Source organism: Halosimplex yunnanense (genome assembly GCF_054504345.1).
Window position 1 is genome coordinate 94,883 of record NZ_JBTJEL010000029.1, and the last position, 14,212, is coordinate 109,094.

The 14,212-nt window shown below is 67.6% G+C and carries 16 protein-coding genes and 1 tRNA gene; 4 read left to right on the top strand and 13 right to left on the bottom strand.

The features are described from left to right. Positions 1-3: 3 nt before the first annotated feature. From AB2U09_RS03950 to AB2U09_RS03960, 3 genes are all read right to left on the bottom strand, one after another. The gene (locus tag AB2U09_RS03950; RefSeq protein ID WP_459191388.1) at positions 4-558 is read right to left on the bottom strand and encodes a DUF420 domain-containing protein; all 555 of its coding nucleotides are present in this window, start codon (positions 556-558) and stop codon (positions 4-6) included. Between the two features lie 123 nt (positions 559-681). Next, positions 682-2,949 (bottom strand): CDC48 family AAA ATPase, encoded by a 2,268-nt coding sequence (locus tag AB2U09_RS03955; RefSeq protein ID WP_459191389.1) that lies wholly within the window; start codon positions 2,947-2,949, stop codon positions 682-684. After that, complete coding sequence (locus AB2U09_RS03960; RefSeq protein ID WP_459191390.1) at positions 2,946-3,173, bottom strand: DUF7127 family protein; 228 nt, start codon at positions 3,171-3,173, stop codon at positions 2,946-2,948. Before AB2U09_RS03960 ends, AB2U09_RS03955 begins: the two co-directional genes overlap by 4 nt. A 187-nt stretch (positions 3,174-3,360) precedes the next feature. Here AB2U09_RS03960 and AB2U09_RS03965 point away from each other — a divergent pair, with 187 nt between their 5' ends. Further along, complete coding sequence (locus AB2U09_RS03965; RefSeq protein WP_459191391.1) at positions 3,361-4,155, top strand: alpha/beta fold hydrolase; 795 nt, start codon at positions 3,361-3,363, stop codon at positions 4,153-4,155. Between the two features lie 71 nt (positions 4,156-4,226). Then, positions 4,227-4,496 carry a DUF5822 domain-containing protein gene (locus tag AB2U09_RS03970; RefSeq protein ID WP_459191392.1) on the top strand — a complete coding sequence of 90 codons (270 nt, stop codon included), beginning with the start codon at positions 4,227-4,229 and terminating at the stop codon, positions 4,494-4,496. A gap of 24 nt (positions 4,497-4,520) precedes the next feature. On the opposite strand, the gene AB2U09_RS03975 is transcribed toward AB2U09_RS03970, so the two are convergent. The 3 genes from AB2U09_RS03975 to AB2U09_RS03985 all read right to left on the bottom strand — a co-directional run bounded on the left by AB2U09_RS03975 (position 4,521) and on the right by AB2U09_RS03985 (position 6,971). Further along, positions 4,521-5,048, bottom strand: coding sequence for an HAD family hydrolase (locus tag AB2U09_RS03975; protein ID WP_459191393.1), 528 nt, complete (start codon positions 5,046-5,048; stop codon positions 4,521-4,523). Between the two features lie 84 nt (positions 5,049-5,132). After that, entirely contained in the window at positions 5,133-6,269 is a 1,137-nt protein-coding gene (locus AB2U09_RS03980) for an acyl-CoA dehydrogenase family protein (protein ID WP_459191394.1), read from the bottom strand. A 195-nt stretch (positions 6,270-6,464) separates the two neighbouring features. Then, on the bottom strand, positions 6,465-6,971 hold the full coding sequence (locus AB2U09_RS03985; protein ID WP_459191395.1) for a transcriptional regulator: 507 nt from the start codon (positions 6,969-6,971) through the stop codon (positions 6,465-6,467). 148 nt (positions 6,972-7,119) lie between these two features. Here AB2U09_RS03985 and AB2U09_RS03990 point away from each other — a divergent pair. Then, positions 7,120-7,204 (top strand) — tRNA-Leu (locus AB2U09_RS03990). A gap of 219 nt (positions 7,205-7,423) precedes the next feature. Here AB2U09_RS03990 and AB2U09_RS03995 read toward each other — a convergent pair. Further along, positions 7,424-8,017, bottom strand: coding sequence for a response regulator (locus tag AB2U09_RS03995; RefSeq protein WP_459191396.1), 594 nt, complete (start codon positions 8,015-8,017; stop codon positions 7,424-7,426). Between the two features lie 397 nt (positions 8,018-8,414). On the opposite strand from AB2U09_RS03995, the gene AB2U09_RS04000 reads away from it, so the two are divergent. Beyond that, entirely contained in the window at positions 8,415-8,606 is a 192-nt protein-coding gene (locus AB2U09_RS04000; RefSeq protein ID WP_459191397.1) for a XapX domain-containing protein, read from the top strand. Positions 8,607-8,651: 45 nt separating this feature from the next. Here the strand turns inward: AB2U09_RS04000 and purF are convergent, their stop codons facing one another. From purF to AB2U09_RS04030, 6 genes are all read right to left on the bottom strand, one after another. Next, on the bottom strand, positions 8,652-10,079 hold the full coding sequence (gene purF / locus AB2U09_RS04005) for an amidophosphoribosyltransferase (RefSeq protein ID WP_459191398.1): 1,428 nt from the start codon (positions 10,077-10,079) through the stop codon (positions 8,652-8,654). Between the two features lie 4 nt (positions 10,080-10,083). Next, entirely contained in the window at positions 10,084-10,257 is a 174-nt protein-coding gene (locus tag AB2U09_RS04010; RefSeq protein ID WP_135363063.1) for a 50S ribosomal protein L37e, read from the bottom strand. After that, complete coding sequence (locus tag AB2U09_RS04015; RefSeq protein ID WP_274323039.1) at positions 10,254-10,439, bottom strand: LSM domain-containing protein; 186 nt, start codon at positions 10,437-10,439, stop codon at positions 10,254-10,256. The genes AB2U09_RS04010 and AB2U09_RS04015 overlap by 4 nt, the downstream gene beginning before the upstream one ends. Positions 10,440-10,623: 184 nt before the next feature. Further along, on the bottom strand, positions 10,624-11,691 hold the full coding sequence (locus AB2U09_RS04020) for a M20/M25/M40 family metallo-hydrolase (RefSeq protein ID WP_459191399.1): 1,068 nt from the start codon (positions 11,689-11,691) through the stop codon (positions 10,624-10,626). An 81-nt stretch (positions 11,692-11,772) separates the two neighbouring features. Further along, complete coding sequence (locus AB2U09_RS04025; RefSeq protein WP_459191400.1) at positions 11,773-12,879, bottom strand: Gfo/Idh/MocA family protein; 1,107 nt, start codon at positions 12,877-12,879, stop codon at positions 11,773-11,775. A 101-nt stretch (positions 12,880-12,980) separates the two neighbouring features. Further along, positions 12,981-14,156: a mandelate racemase family protein gene (locus AB2U09_RS04030; protein WP_459191401.1), complete on the bottom strand. Its 1,176-nt coding sequence runs from the start codon at positions 14,154-14,156 to the stop codon at positions 12,981-12,983. Positions 14,157-14,212: the final 56 nt, after the last annotated feature.

Consider the following 14,212-nt stretch of genomic DNA (forward strand, 5'->3'; position numbering starts at 1 on the left):
CGCTCAGAACAATACGTAGAGCATGAGGTAGACGACGACGCCGAGCGCGAAGGAGATCAGCCACAGCGCGGCCGCGACGCGGCCGACACGCTGGTGGGGAGTCTCCCGGAGTTGTTGGACCGTGTGGGTCACCGCGAGCAGCAGGACGTAGATGACCAGCGGGACGCAGACGATGGCGAGGAGGACGTGGATTCCCAGCACGGCGGGGTAAACCACGTTCTCGACGAGCGGCGGCCCGGAGAACTTGGTCGGCCCCTCCAGCGCGACGCGGTAGAGGTACGCCGTCAGGAAGGCGGCGAAGAGGGTCGTCGTCGCGAGCATCGCCGCCCGGTGTCTGGCGACGTTCCCGCGGCGGATCGCCCGCCAGCCGACGAGGATGGTTCCGATCGCCGTCGCGCTGACGACGGCGTTGACGTGCGGGATGGCGTGCAGGACGGCGTCCGGCGCACGCGGGAGGAGCGCCGGTGGGATCGCCTGCAGCGCCGCGGCGAACACCAGCGCGAGCGCGGCGATCGAGAGGAGACCGGAGACAGCGGGGACGTGCTCCCTGACGTTCATCGTCCGGAACTCGGGACTCGACCGTCAATGGCGTTGCGCTTCGGAGCTAACAGCGTATCCCGATCGGCGGTGCCGCTCGTCAGTGACGGCGCGCGAAAAAATACCGCGGTGGTCGTGGCCGCGTCAGTGGAAGGTACGGCCGACTTCCTGCTCTTCGACCTCGGCTTCGCCGGGGCCGAAGCGCTCCTCGATCTCCTCGTAGCGCTCCTTGGTCTCCTCGTCGACGCTGGGGGTGACCTCGGTAAGCGCGTGCTCGAAGTGCTCCATCGTGACCTTCACGTTGCCGACGGAGTCGTCGATGTCCTCGGGGTCGACGCTCGCGATGAACTCGCGGGTCGCGGCCATCGAGGCCTCGCGGGCGACCGCCTCGATGTCGGCGCCGACGTAGCCCTCGGTGCGCTCGGCCAGTTCGTCCAGGTCCACGTCGTCCGCGAGCGGCTTGTCCCGCGTATGGACGTCGAGGATCTTCCGGCGGGCCTCCTCGTCGGGAACGGGCACGTGGACGTGTCTGTCGAGTCGACCCGGCCGCAGCAGCGCGGAGTCGATGAGGTCCGGCCGGTTGGTGGTCGCGATGACGACCACGTCCTCCAGCTCTTCGAGGCCGTCGAGCTCCGTCAGCAGCTGGGAGACGACGCGCTCGCCGACGCCGGAGTCGGTCGTGTTGCCGCCGCGTTCGCCGGCGATGGAGTCGATCTCGTCGAAGAACACCACGGTGGGTGCGTTCGCACGAGCCTTCTCGAACACCTCGCGGACGCCCTTCTCGGACTCGCCGACGAACTTGTTCAGCAGTTCGGGGCCCTTGATCGAGATGAAGTTCGACTGGGCCTCGTTGGCGATGGCCTTCGCGAGCAGGGTCTTCCCCGTGCCCGGCGGGCCGTACATGAGGACGCCCTTCGCGGCCTCCATGTCCATCTGCTCGAACACCTCGGGGTAGTCCAGCGGCCACTGGATGGTCTCACGGAGCCGCTCTTTCGTGTCCTCCAGCCCGCCGACCTGGTCCCAGGTCACGTCGGGCACTTCGACGAACACCTCGCGCAGCGCCGAGGGCTCGATGCCCTTCAGCGCCTGCTTGAAGTCGTTCTCCGTGACTTCCAGGTGTTCGAGCACTTCGGCGTCGATCTCGTCGGATTCGAGGTCGAGTTCGGGGCGGATGCGCCGCAGCGCGTTCATCGCCGACTCCTTGGCCAGCGATTCGAGGTCCGCGCCGACGAAGCCGTGCGTGTTCTCGGCGTACTGCTCGAGGTCGATGCCGTCGACCAGAGGCATCCCGCGGGTGTGGACCTGCAGGATCTCCTTGCGACCGTTCTTGTCCGGGACGCCGATCTCGATCTCGCGGTCGAAGCGACCGCCGCGGCGCAGGGCAGGGTCGACGGCGTCGACGCGGTTGGTCGCGCCGATGACGATGACCTGGCCGCGCGATTCGAGGCCGTCCATCAGCGACAGGAGCTGGGCCACGACGCGGCGTTCCACGTCGCCTTGCGTCTCGCCGCGCTTGGGCGCGATGGAGTCGATCTCGTCGATGAAGACGATGGCGGGCGAGTTATCCTCGGCCTCGTCGAAGATCTCGCGGAGCTGCTCTTCGGACTCCCCGTAGTACTTCGACATGATCTCCGGCCCGGAGATGTCGGTGAAGTACGCGTCGATCTCGTTGGCGACGGCTTTCGCCATTAGCGTCTTGCCGGTGCCGGGCGGGCCGTGGAGCAGGACGCCCTTCGGCGGTTCGATGCCGAGCGTCTCGAACAGCTCGGGGTGGCGCATCGGCAACTCGATCATCTCGCGGACCTGTTCGAGCTCGTCGTCCAGACCCCCGATGTCCTCGTAGGTGATGTCCGGCGCGCCGCCCGCCTCGGCGGGGGCGGCCCCGCCCTGGATCTGTTCTGCGGGCTTCTCGGCCACGTCGACTTCCGTCGAGTCCGTCACGACGACAGTCCCGGACGGTTCGGTGCCGGCGATCTTCAGCGGGATCTTCTGGCCGCTCATCGACGAGAGCGGCCCGAGTCCGAAGCTGACGGGTACGGTCTGGCCCTCGGTGACGGCCTGACCGCTGAGGTTGTTGCGGATCATCGGGCCGACGTTGCCGCGAACCCGGAGGTTCTGCGGCAGCGCGACGCTGACCCGGGTGGCCGGGTTCACGTCGGCCTTCTCGACGTCGACGGCGTCGTCGATGCCGACGTCGGCCTCCTGGCGGAGGCGGCCGTCGATGCGGATGACGCCGCGACCCTCGTCTTCGGGGTAGCCGGGCCAGACTCGAGCGACCGCGCGTGAGTCCGTCCCCTCGATGACGATGTAGTCACCGTTCTCGAGACCGAGTTCGGACATCGCCGCGCGGTCGATGGCGGCGAGTCCGCGACCCGCGTCCTTCTGTTTCAGGGGCTTGACAGTGAGTCTCATGCGTTCACCTCGATGGTGAGAACGCCGTTGCGGATAAACGCTTGCGCGTCTCCAGCAAGGTCCAGATCGTACTGCTGGTCGTCGACGACGACGATGACCGCGTCGTCGAGTACGTCCACGGACGCGTCCCGACCCGGACCGAGGTCCGCCGCCAGGACAGTCTCGTCACCGTAGTCGTACCGACGGAGGCCGACGTCGTCAGCCAGCTGCTGTTTTCCAGTCATACTAACTCATAGTTAGCGCGATAAGTATTTAAAGATTTCTCTAATTCACCCCACCCCGTCCCGTTTCGATCGGGTAACGATGGAATTGCGGTTCACACTGACAGCGGTCTGGGATATAAGTCTCCGGACCGCCCGCGCTCGTGACCGCCGGGCCAGAGACTATGGGTGGGCCTCCCGAGGCCTCTGTATGGAGAACGTTCGTCACGACGGCCGCGAGACGGCCTACAGGGTCGCCGGCGGCGACAGGGAGTCCGACGGGCCCCAGTCCGCCTCCGTCCTCTACGTCCACGGCAGCGGTGCCACGCACCGCCTGTGGGCCGCCCAGTACGGACCGGACGGTCCAGGCAGTCCGGCGGCCGCAGTAGACCTGAGCGGCCACGGTGATTCGGAGGACGTCGACGCCGCTCCCGGTCCCGACACGCTCGCGGCGTACGCGCGAGACGTGATCGCCGTCGCCCGGGAGACCGACGCGGACGTACTCGTCGGCAACTCCCTCGGCGGCGCCGTCGTTCTGCACGTCGCGCTGGAGACCGACTTCGACCCGCGGGCGCTAGTGCTCGCTGGAACGGGCGCGAAGCTCTCCGTTCACGAGGATCTGCGCGAGTGGCTTGCAGACGACTTCGAGCGCGCGGTCGAGTTCTTGCACGGCGAGGACCGCCTGTTCCACGACGCCGACGAGCGGACGCTCGACCGCTCGACGTCGCAGCTTCGCGCCACTGGCCAGCAGGTCACCCGCAGGGACTTCCTGACCTGTCACACCTTCGATGTACGTGACCGTCTCGACGAAATCAGCGCGCCCGCGCTCGCCATCGTCGGCGAACACGACTCGCTCACGCCACCGGCCTCTCACGAATATCTCGCCGCGAATCTCCCCGACGGCGAGTACGCCGAAATCACCGACGCCGCTCACCTCGCGATGGCCGAGCGGCCCGCGGAGTTCAACCGAGTCGTGGGGGAATTCCTCGAATCACTCGACGCGTGAGGGCAGTCGGTCGACACCGGAGCGGCTGCCACGGTCTTCGCCAAACTCCGCGACCAATGCAGAGCGAAAACATGGGACTCAAGGGAATGTCCGCGAAAGGATTTCTCGTGCCAGCGCGCGTCGAGCGGACCGACCCGGACGGCATCGACTACGGTCGGGTGATGCAACTCACCTTCGTGGTCACGATCATCGCCGGAGCCCCGCTCGTCGCCCTCCTCTCGCTCGCCGTCTCGCTGCCGACGTGGATCGACCGCGTTCTCTTCGCCGTACGCGTCGGCGCCGTCGTCTGGATCGTCACCGCGCTCGCGATGTACGCCTACGAGCGCCGCCGCGTGCAGTAACAGTCGCGACGCCTTCGCCGCCGCTCAGACCCTGTCCTCGACCCACTGGAAGTCGACGCCGGCCGCCCGCGCTGCTTCCCTGTCCGACGCCGAGTCGCCGACGAAAAGCGTTCGCTCGGGAGACGCACCGAGCGACTCGATCGCGTGCAGGAGCGGCTCCGGGTCGGGCTTGACGAGTTCGTGCGAGTCGCGGCCGACGACGGCGTCGACGTGACCGTCCAGCCCGTGCAGTTCGAGGGCGATCCGGCAGGCCGCCTCGCAGTTGAGCGAACAGACGCCGACGGGGACCGAGTGCGGGAGCGCGTCGGCCAGTGCCAGTCGGCGGGCGCTGCGTGCGCCCTCGCGTTCGAACTCGGCGATGGCCTCGTCGACGCGGTCGAGGAGTCCGTGCTCGGCCGCCAGCTCCCGCATCTCCCAGATGTCTGCGCCCGCGGGGTCGTGTCCCCGCGCGCTCAAGATCGCGGCACAGCGGTCGGCAACCGCCCCCCAGTCGACGTCGAGGCGGACGAGCGTCCCGTCGAGGTCGTAGACGATGGCGTCGTACTCCGTCACGACAGTCGGTAGGCAACGAACCCGCAAATGCGCTTCGGCCCGACCGGGTCGGCCTTCCACGACTGTCCGATCTTTCGCCCCCGCTTACTCGCCGAGCAAGTCTCTGGCGATGATGTTCTTCTGTATCTGGCTGGTCCCCTCGTAGATGGTGGTCACCTTCGCGTCGCGGTACATCCGCTCGACGGGGAAGTCGCTGGTGTAGCCGTAGCCGCCGTGGATCTGGACGGCCTCGCCCGCCACGTCGACCGCCGCCTCGCTGGCGAAGTACTTCGCCACGCTCGCGGCCGTCCGGGCGTCCTCGCCCCGGTCCTGGGCCGCGGCAGCCTGCCGCGTCAGTGCCCGCGCCGCGCGCACGCTCGTCTCCATGTCCGCGAGCTTGTGCCGGATCGACTGGATGTCGGCGATGGGCCCGTCGAACTGCTCGCGCTCCTGTGCGTACGCGACGGCCTCGTCGAGCGCCGCCTGCGCCAGGCCGACCGACTGGGCGGCGATGCCGATCCGCCCGCCCGTCAGGATCGAGAAGGCCGCCGCGAGCCCGCGACCGGGTTCGGTGAGCCGATACCGTGCCGGGACCTCGACGCCGTCGAAGACCAGACTCGTCGTGTCGCTGGCCCGCAGGCCGAGCTTGTCCTCTTTCTCCCCGACCTCGAGCCCCTCGGCGTCGGTGGGGACGAGGAACTGCGTCACCGACCCGGGGTCGTCGGCGTCGGTCTTGGCGAAGACGACGGCGACGCCGGCGCGCTCGCCGTTCGTGATCCACTGCTTCTCGCCGTCGATGACGTACGCCTCCCCGTCGTCGGTCTCGCTGGCCGTCGTCGACATCTCCGCGGGGTTCGACCCGGCCTCGGGTTCCGAGAGCGCGAACGCGCCGACCGGGCGGCCGTCGACCATGTCGGGGAGCCACTCCTCGCGAACGGACACCTCGCCGAACTCGGCGATGCACGAGGTGGCGAGACAGTGGACCGACAGCGCCGTCGCGACCGCCAGCGACCCGTGGGCGAGTTCCTCGTTCACCACGGCGTAGGTCAGCCGGCCGGCGTCGAAGCCGCCGTACGCCTCGGGGACGGTCAGTCCCGTCATGTCGAGGTCGGCGAGGCCGTCCCACACCTCCTCGGGGAACGACTCCTCGCGGTCCGCCTCGGCGGCGACCGGTCGGACCTCCTCCGCGGCGAACTCCCGCACCGCGTCGCGGATCGCCTCCTGCGTGGCCGAAAGCTCCATGCCACTCCCTTCGAGCACCGCCGGCAAAAATTGCCCGGCGAGTTCGCCAGCGGGTGAGCCACTGCGCGAAAGTCGCCGCAGAGGGCGAAGTATCTGCTCTGAACTCGAGCGGTAAGTACCGAAAGGAGGAGAGAAAGTGACGGATCGAGGGCGATACGCCCGGCGAGCTACGGAGTGACCTGTGGGAGCGGGCGCTCAGGCAGATTCCGCGAGTTCGACGTCCAGTTCGGCTTCGAGGGCGCCGATGAGCGAGCCGCCGACGTTGGCCTGGGTCGCACGCCCCTGTTCGACGGCGAGGACGTCCGACTCGTCGGCCCCGACGGCTTCGGCGAGTTCTGCGGTCTGGAGGCCGGCTTCCTGGCGGGCTTCCACGAGGACGTCCCCGTAGTCGCTGACGAGGTAGGGGAGCTGGTCGTCGTCGTAGTCGGCGCCGTCCTCCCAGTGCTCGGCGTCCGGAGCGTTGGCGTCTTGCATGCGCGCCGTGTTCTGGGCGGCGCGGCGCTTTCGGTCACCGTCGTCTCGGGAGCCGGACCCGGAGTCGGAGCCACCGCCGGAGGTTTCGTCGTGCTGGGCGCACTCGGAGCAGACGCTGAGCGTCGCGCCGGCGACGCTCGCCGTCTGGAGGTCGACGTTCTCCGCGCCACAGAGTTCGCAACTATCGCTGGCGCTGGAGCCGGCGCCACCGGTCGAATACTTAGCCATGCTGGGGGGTAGTGGACAGGTGGTATTTGAATCGTCCGCTTTCTCTCGTCGCTGTGACCTGACAGACGATCGGGATCATCGGACGCAAACGAAAGGGCTTTTATCGGGGCCATAACAACCAATAATCGCAGGCAGACAGAGACCCGGTGCGTGGGTAGCCAAGCCAGGCCAACGGCGCAGCGTTGAGGGCGCTGTCCCGTAGGGGTCCGCCGGTTCAAATCCGGTCCCACGCACTACCAGTCCGCTCGCGCGGACGACAGTGCAGGTGCACTCCCTTGGGACTGCACCCACGCAAACTTCCTACCGAAGCAATCCGACGAGTGACGGCTCCGTCCGACGATGCCGAGACGCCGTCACTCGGTACGATGCTACCGACGGCGAGCTCACGGTGATACGGAAGGACACTACTCGATGCGAGAACAGCGCAGCCGATAGCGACTGCTACAGGTATCTCAGTCGGTCGCGACCGGGCCGCGGTCGATCCCGTCGTCGATGTCCGGGGCATCGCCGCTGACGACGCGCTCGAGCGTGTCCGTCTCGATCCCGAGAGCGGCTCGTTTCGCGGCGAGTCGCTCCTCGATACGGGCGAACCCGTCGCTCTCGGCGAGCTCCCCCTGGTCCGCGCGGGCTTCGAGCGTCGCCTTCTTCGACGCGAGCGCGAGGAACTGCCGGAGGGTGTCGTCGGAGTCGGCGCGCCGCATCATCTCGTCGACCGCCGCGACTAACTCCTCACGGTCGACGGGTTTGACCAGATAGCCGTCGAACGGCAGGTCGACGATGTCGACGTCCGGCGCGACTGCCGTTACCACGACGATCCGACAGTCGAGCGCGCGGTCGGCGATGCGGGTCATCACTTCCTCGCCGGAGATCCCGGGCATGCGCCGGTCGAGCACGACTACCTCCGTCGCGGGCCCGAGTACGTCCAGCGCTGCTGAGCCGCTGGTGACCGCGCGGACTTCGTAGTCATCGGCGAGGAACTGCGCGTACGTCTCGGCGATGGGGCCGTTGTCGTCGACGACGAGCACCGTCGGTCCCGACTCGGTCACGGGCACGCCCTCCCGGAGACGTGACCGCGCTGTCGGTCAGTCGCAATTCCGCTCACTCTCCGATCTTCCGCGAGAGCAGTCAAATACGTTCGGCCCCGATTCACAGTTCTGATACCACGTGTCCGATGGTGAGGCCGGACCGAGACCTACTTTATCTGCACTGGAGGGTGAAATACAACCCCGATGAATAGTTCATTATCATAATTGATTTTCACTGCGCTGGTTTTATTACCCCCTCGCGGCTATACACAGGTGCGGCACCAGTTCGGTGCCACATCACCCACCCACCCACCCCACACCCACCCACCTTTTGGGGAGACACTACCCGACCAGCGACGGGACCGCGTCCGGAACTCGCGCCGAAAGAAGTGAGTATCGACCGCCTGTAGACGGTTCCATGGCCTCGGCTTCGACTATCGCGCTCGCCCTGCTAACTGGCTTTCTTACCGGGGCGATTTTTCGGTTCCTGAACGTCCCGATCCCCGCACCTCCGAACGCGGCCGGCGTCCTCGGGATCGTCGGCATCTACGTCGGATACGTCACTATCGATCACTTCGACCTCGGGATCGACCTCGCGAGTCTCTTCTGACGGTCCGGAGAAACGTGAGAACCCGTCCCGCGACGGGACGGTGCGTCAGTCGTCGGCCGAGGAGTGGCCGACGGCCGGCCGTTCGACCTCGCGGTCGGTCTGTTCGCCCTCGATGTCGTAGGGGTACTCGCCGGTCACGCAGCCGAGACAGAGGTCGGACCCGCTCTTGTCGAGCGCCTCGGCGATGGCCTCGATGGAGAGGTACGACAGCGAGTCGGCCTGGATCTCCTCGCGGATCTCCTCGATCGACCGGTCGGCCGCGATGAGTTCCTCGCGGCTCGCCATGTCGATGCCCATGTAACAGGGGGCGATGATCGGCGGCGCACCGATGCGGACGTGGACCTCCTCGGCGCCCGCCTCGTAGAGCAACTCGACGAGCTGGGTCGAGGTGGTCCCGCGGACGATAGAGTCGTCGATGACCGTGACGGTCTTGCCCTCTACCGTGCTCTTGATCGGGTTGAGCTTCAGCCGGACCGCGCGCTCGCGCTCGTCCTGGGTCGGCATGATGAACGTCCGCCCGACGTAGCGGTTCTTCATCAGCCCCTCCGCGAACTCGACGCCCTGGGGGGCCGCGTCCGCGTAGCCGGTGGCGAACGCGCGCCCGGAGTCCGGGACGGGCATCACGACGTCCGTCTCGATGCCCGACTCCTCCCACAGCGCACGGCCCAGATCGCGGCGGACCTCGTAGACGAGTTCGTCGTCGATGATCGAGTCCGGCCGCGCGAAGTAGACGTGCTCGAAGAAACAATGGGCGGTGTTCTCGGTCTCGACGAGCTGGTAGGTGTCGAAGCCGGTCCCGTCGTCGTGGAGGACCACGAGTTCGCCCGGTCGCACGTCGCGGACGAGTTCGCCGTCGAGCGTGTCGATGGCCGCGCTCTCGGAGGCGAGGACGTAGCCGTCCTCCAGTTCGCCGATACAGAGCGGCCGGTTCCCCTGCGGGTCCCGGACGCCCAGCACCGTCTCGTCGTGGGTGATCGTCAGCGAGTACGACCCGTGGATGCGGCTCATCGTCCGCTTGACCGCGCGAACCAGATCTTCCTCCAGCAGGTTGCGCGCCAGGTCGTGGGCGATCACCTCGGTGTCGCCGTCGGAGGTGAACGCGTGGCCCAGGCCGGCGAGTTCCTCGCGGATCTCCTCGGTGTTGACGAGGTTGCCGTTGTGGGCCAGCCCGAGCGACCCGCTCTTGAACGAGACGGAGAAGGGCTGGGCACAGCAGTTGTTGACGCTCCCCGAGGTCGGGTACCGGACGTGGCCGATCCCGTTGGAGCCGTTGAGCGAGTCCAGATCGTCCTCGTCGAAGGCGTCGCCGACGAGGCCCATCTCGACGTGTTCGTACTGCTGGAAGCCGTCGTGGGTGACGATGCCGGCCGATTCCTGGCCGCGGTGCTGGAGGGCGTAAAGCGAGTAGTAGAGGGGGCGGGCGACGTCACGGTCGGTAGTAGAGATGCCGACGACGCCGCACTTCTCGTGCATTTCGTTACTCGCCGGCTTTGTCCTGCCAGGCGTAGTCCCGTCGTTTGGCCGACTCGCCGAACCCGCAGGACGCGCAAACCTTGTTTTTCACGTGGTACGATTTCTCGCCGCACCGACGACACTTGACGTGTGTCGTGGTGTTCTTCTTCCCCTGGCTCGGGGTTCCTGCACCAGTCATGGGTTAATCGAGACGACGTTATCGCCGCGTATAATCGTTGTGTCTTCGTCGTCCTCGATGACCAGGTTCATGTGCTGGTCGTAGCCCGAGAGGTCGCCGACGTACTCCTCGCCGCCCTTCAGACGAACCGTGACCTCCTCGCCGAGCGACGCCTCGAGTACGTCCAGCGGTCGTCCACTCATACCCGAACTGCCTTTCGTCGCGTGCTTAAACGTACCGCTTGCCCAATCGGCCCCCCACGCCCTCCGTTCGCCCCCCTACCGCCCAATCTCGGCCTTTCGCGCCGACCAGGCCGGTCGGGGACCTCCAACACTGGAAACTCCCGGAATCAGACGCCATATCGCTGATAGCCCGTATCGAGCGCCGCTACAGCCCCACGTCGAACGGCGCGAACGTCTCCGCACGCGCCCCGACCGCTCCCAGCAGGTCCGCCGTCGCGTCGAGGTCGTCGGCCTCGATTACCTCGACGGGCGTGTGCATGTAGCGGTTCGGCAGGCCGAGGCTCAGCGTCGGCGTCCCGCCGCGGGCGACGTAGAAGGCGTCCGCGTCCGTCCCCGTCCGGGATCCGGTCGCCTGCAACTGAACGTCAAGGTCCTCCTCGTCGGCCACGTCGCGCACGGCCGCGACGAGAGCGGGGTGGTTCGCGCTCCCGCGGGCCACCGCCGGCCCTTCCCCCAGCTCGACGCCGGTGGACTTCTCCCCGGGGACGCCCGGCGAATCAGTCGCGTGAGTCACGTCGCAGGCGATCACCGCGTCCGGATCGAGGTCGAACCCGACCATCCGAGCGCCCTGCAGCCCGACCTCCTCCTGGACCGTGCTGACGGCGTAGACGGTCGCGTCCGCACCGGCCTCGATAGCCCGGCGCAGCCCCTCGGCGGCCGCCCAGATCCCGACCCGATTGTCCATCCCGCGGGCAGTCAACCGCCCGTCTTCGAGTTCGCGGACGCGCTGCTGGAACGTCACCGGATCGCCCACCTCGACCAGATCCGCGGCGTCATCGCCGTCGGCGGCGCCGATGTCGACGTGCTGTTCCGCGATCTCGGGCGCGTCGTCCTTGTCGCCGTCTCGCAGGTGGATCGCCATCTGTCCGACGACGCCGTTGATCGGCCCCTCGTCGGCGTGGACAGTCACGTGCTGGCCCTGCACGACGGTCTTGTCCGATCCGCCGACTCGGCCGATCCGCAGGAAGCCGTCGTCGGTGACCTCGCGGACGATGAAGCCGATCTCGTCGCCGTGGCCGGCGAAGGCGATCGACACGTCGCAGTCGTCGCTGCCCTCGTGGACGGCGACGGCGTTGCCGTACTCGTCGGTCCGGATCTCGTCGGCGAACGCCTCGACGTAGTCGACCCAGACCCGCTGGCCGGGAACCTCGTAGCCCGACGGGCTGGCGGTCGAGAGCAGATCGTCCAGAAACGCGCGGTGTTCGTCGTCCATGCGGCCACCTTCGACTGAACCACCTTGAACGTGGCTACCGCGGCCGTTGCTTCGGGATCCGCGACCGAACGGCGTCGCCGCTTACCACGAGGTGATCTCGACGTCCCGGAGCGGGCGGTCGAGCGGGATCGAGACCTGCCCGCCGGTGTAATGAGAGAGGTAGAAGCCGACGATGATCTCCAGCGAGCGGGTCGCGACCCTGCCGGACGAGCGGTTCTCCGCCTCCCCGTCGAGGATGTTCTGGATGTGGCGGGCCGCGTTGGGGAACGCGCGCTCGTAGTCGTCGTCCCACGTCCAGGCGCCCTCGATGCCGTACTCGGCGAGGTCGACCTCGACGTGGTCGCCGTCTTCGAGCCGCCAGTAGCGCCACTCGCCGTCGTCGTTGTTGAGGTAGAGCTTCCCCTCGCTCCCGACGAACTGCATCGTCATCGAGGAGTCCTCCCGCGGAACCGTGCAGTCGACGGTCGCGAACGACCCGTCGTCCATCACGACGAATCCGCCGCCGCCGGCGTCGTCGACCGTCTCGCCCGCTTCGAGGCTGTCGACGGCCTCGTTCTCCCCGGTGATGTGCCCGGCCACGCGCTCGGCGCGCGCGTCGAGCAGTTGCACCAGCGTGTCGAGCAGGTGCGTCGAGTTGCGCAGCAGTTCCATCCGGAACTGCATCGACACCGAGTGGACCTCCCCGAGGAGGTCCTCCTCGCGGACGAGTTCGGCGAGCCGGCACTGTTTCTCGGTGAACCGGAACGAGTGGTTGACGACGAGTTCGGTTTCGGTCTCGTCGCAGACCTCCACCATCTCGTTGGCGTCGCTCACCGAGGAGGCGATCGGCTTCTCGCACCAGATCGCGGACGGGTCGGCCGCCGAGCGGGCGGCGTCCAGAACGGGGCCGTGGTGGAGGTACGACGGGGTACAGACGGAGACGACGTCGAGATCCTCCGCCTCCAGCATGGCCTCGTGGCCGACGTAGCGCCCCTCGTCGGGGATGTCCCACGCGTCGCCGAACCGGTCGAGTTTCTCCTCGTCGACGTCGGCGACGGCCACCAGTTCGATGTCCTCGGCGGCCTCGTAGCCGCCGGCGTGGCTGGCGGTGAACTTCTTCTCCCCGATGTCCTCCTCGTCGTGCATCCCCAGGATACCCAGCCCGGCGATCCCACCGGCGCCGATTATCCCTGCGCGATAGTTCGACATGTCTCCGGCATGACGGGGAGGGGTCTTGGCCGTTTCGTGGTCGACCTGTCAACGCTCAGGACGGCAGAAGTCGATGACTGGGCGCGTCACCCACCGACGCGCTACTCGTAGACGTGGACGCTGCCGGTGGAGTTCTCCTCGATGAACTCCCAGTCGTAGTCGACGCCGAGGCCGGGGCCGTCCGGGACGGGGACGGTTCCCTCGTCGTCGATCGTCTCGAGCTGGTCCTCGTAGTCGCCGGCGTAGACCGGCGGCGTCGTGTTGGGCGCCTCGGGGTGGACCAGCGCCATCTCGTAGTAGTTGCTGTTGCGGACGGCGGCGATGCAGTGGCGCTGGGCGGGGCCGGGCGCGTGGAACTCGACGTCGAGGCCGTGGCCCTCGGCGACGCGGGCGCGCTTGATGGCGCCGGTGATGCCGCCGTCGTACTCGGGGTCGGCGCGGACGAAGTCCGTCGCCTCGGCGTCGATGAAGTCCGTGAACGGCTCCAGGCCGCGGACGTGCTCGGTCTGGAGGATCGGCGTGTCGAGGTTCTGGCGGAGCTTCCGGTGGGCGTGCTGGGAGATGCCGCCGTCGCGGTAGGGGTCCTCGTACCAGTAGAAGCCCTGTTCGTCGAGCGCGCGGCCGAGCTTGCGCGCGTCGGCGAGCGTCTCCAGTTCGCAGGCCGGGTCGTGCATCAGGTCCATCTCGTCGCCGACGCGCTCGCCGACGGCGTGAACCGCAGCGACCTCTCGGTCGAGGTCGCGGGAGCCATCGCTGCCGCCCCAGCCGTGGATCTTGAACGCGTCGTAGCCCATGTCCCGGCACTCCTCGGCGAAGTCGGCGAAGTCTTCAGGAGTTTCCAGCCCGCCGTTCTCGTCGCCGTGGTACGTCGAGGCGTACGCGGGGATGCGCTCGCGGTAGGTGCCGAGCAGCTCGTGGATCGGCGCGTCGTAGTACTTGCCGGCGAAGTCCCACAGCGCGATGTCGATGGGGCCGATGCCCATCCGGTCGTACTTCCGCAGCGCGCGTTTGACCTCCGACCAGTGTTTCTCCCGCTCCAGCGGGTTCTTGCCGATGAGGTAGTTCGCGAACGTGTTGTACTGGGCCGCGCCCGGGGAGTTGCCGCCGACGTACTCGCCGGTGATCCCCTCGTCGGTGTGGACCGTGATGGCGAACAGCTTGCGCTCGACGGAGCTCCCGGGTTCGTAGACGAGGTTGAACCCGTGCTGGTCGGTCCCCATGTCGGGGATCTCGTAGCTGAACTCCGTACTCTCGATTTTCGTAATCTCCGGTGCCATGTACCGGGGGTCGACTGGCGCCCCCAAGAATGGAGGGGTTATCCGCGCCCGCGGGG

What these genes read in the sequence shown, in the direction of transcription:
- AB2U09_RS03950 (WP_459191388.1), bottom strand. Translation starts at nt 558, where the DNA reads ATGAACGTCAGGGAGCACGTCCCCGCTGTCTCCGGTCTCCTCTCGATC.
- AB2U09_RS03955 (WP_459191389.1), bottom strand. Translation starts at nt 2,949, where the DNA reads ATGAGACTCACTGTCAAGCCCCTGAAACAGAAGGACGCGGGTCGCGGA.
- AB2U09_RS03960 (WP_459191390.1), bottom strand. Translation starts at nt 3,173, where the DNA reads ATGACTGGAAAACAGCAGCTGGCTGACGACGTCGGCCTCCGTCGGTAC.
- AB2U09_RS03965 (WP_459191391.1), top strand. Translation starts at nt 3,361, where the DNA reads ATGGAGAACGTTCGTCACGACGGCCGCGAGACGGCCTACAGGGTCGCC.
- AB2U09_RS03970 (WP_459191392.1), top strand. Translation starts at nt 4,227, where the DNA reads ATGGGACTCAAGGGAATGTCCGCGAAAGGATTTCTCGTGCCAGCGCGC.
- AB2U09_RS03980 (WP_459191394.1), bottom strand. Translation starts at nt 6,269, where the DNA reads ATGGAGCTTTCGGCCACGCAGGAGGCGATCCGCGACGCGGTGCGGGAG.
- AB2U09_RS03985 (WP_459191395.1), bottom strand. Translation starts at nt 6,971, where the DNA reads ATGGCTAAGTATTCGACCGGTGGCGCCGGCTCCAGCGCCAGCGATAGT.
- AB2U09_RS04000 (WP_459191397.1), top strand. Translation starts at nt 8,415, where the DNA reads ATGGCCTCGGCTTCGACTATCGCGCTCGCCCTGCTAACTGGCTTTCTT.
- purF (WP_459191398.1), bottom strand. Translation starts at nt 10,079, where the DNA reads ATGCACGAGAAGTGCGGCGTCGTCGGCATCTCTACTACCGACCGTGAC.
- AB2U09_RS04010 (WP_135363063.1), bottom strand. Translation starts at nt 10,257, where the DNA reads ATGACTGGTGCAGGAACCCCGAGCCAGGGGAAGAAGAACACCACGACA.
- AB2U09_RS04015 (WP_274323039.1), bottom strand. Translation starts at nt 10,439, where the DNA reads ATGAGTGGACGACCGCTGGACGTACTCGAGGCGTCGCTCGGCGAGGAG.
- AB2U09_RS04020 (WP_459191399.1), bottom strand. Translation starts at nt 11,691, where the DNA reads ATGGACGACGAACACCGCGCGTTTCTGGACGATCTGCTCTCGACCGCC.
- AB2U09_RS04025 (WP_459191400.1), bottom strand. Translation starts at nt 12,879, where the DNA reads ATGTCGAACTATCGCGCAGGGATAATCGGCGCCGGTGGGATCGCCGGG.
- AB2U09_RS04030 (WP_459191401.1), bottom strand. Translation starts at nt 14,156, where the DNA reads ATGGCACCGGAGATTACGAAAATCGAGAGTACGGAGTTCAGCTACGAG.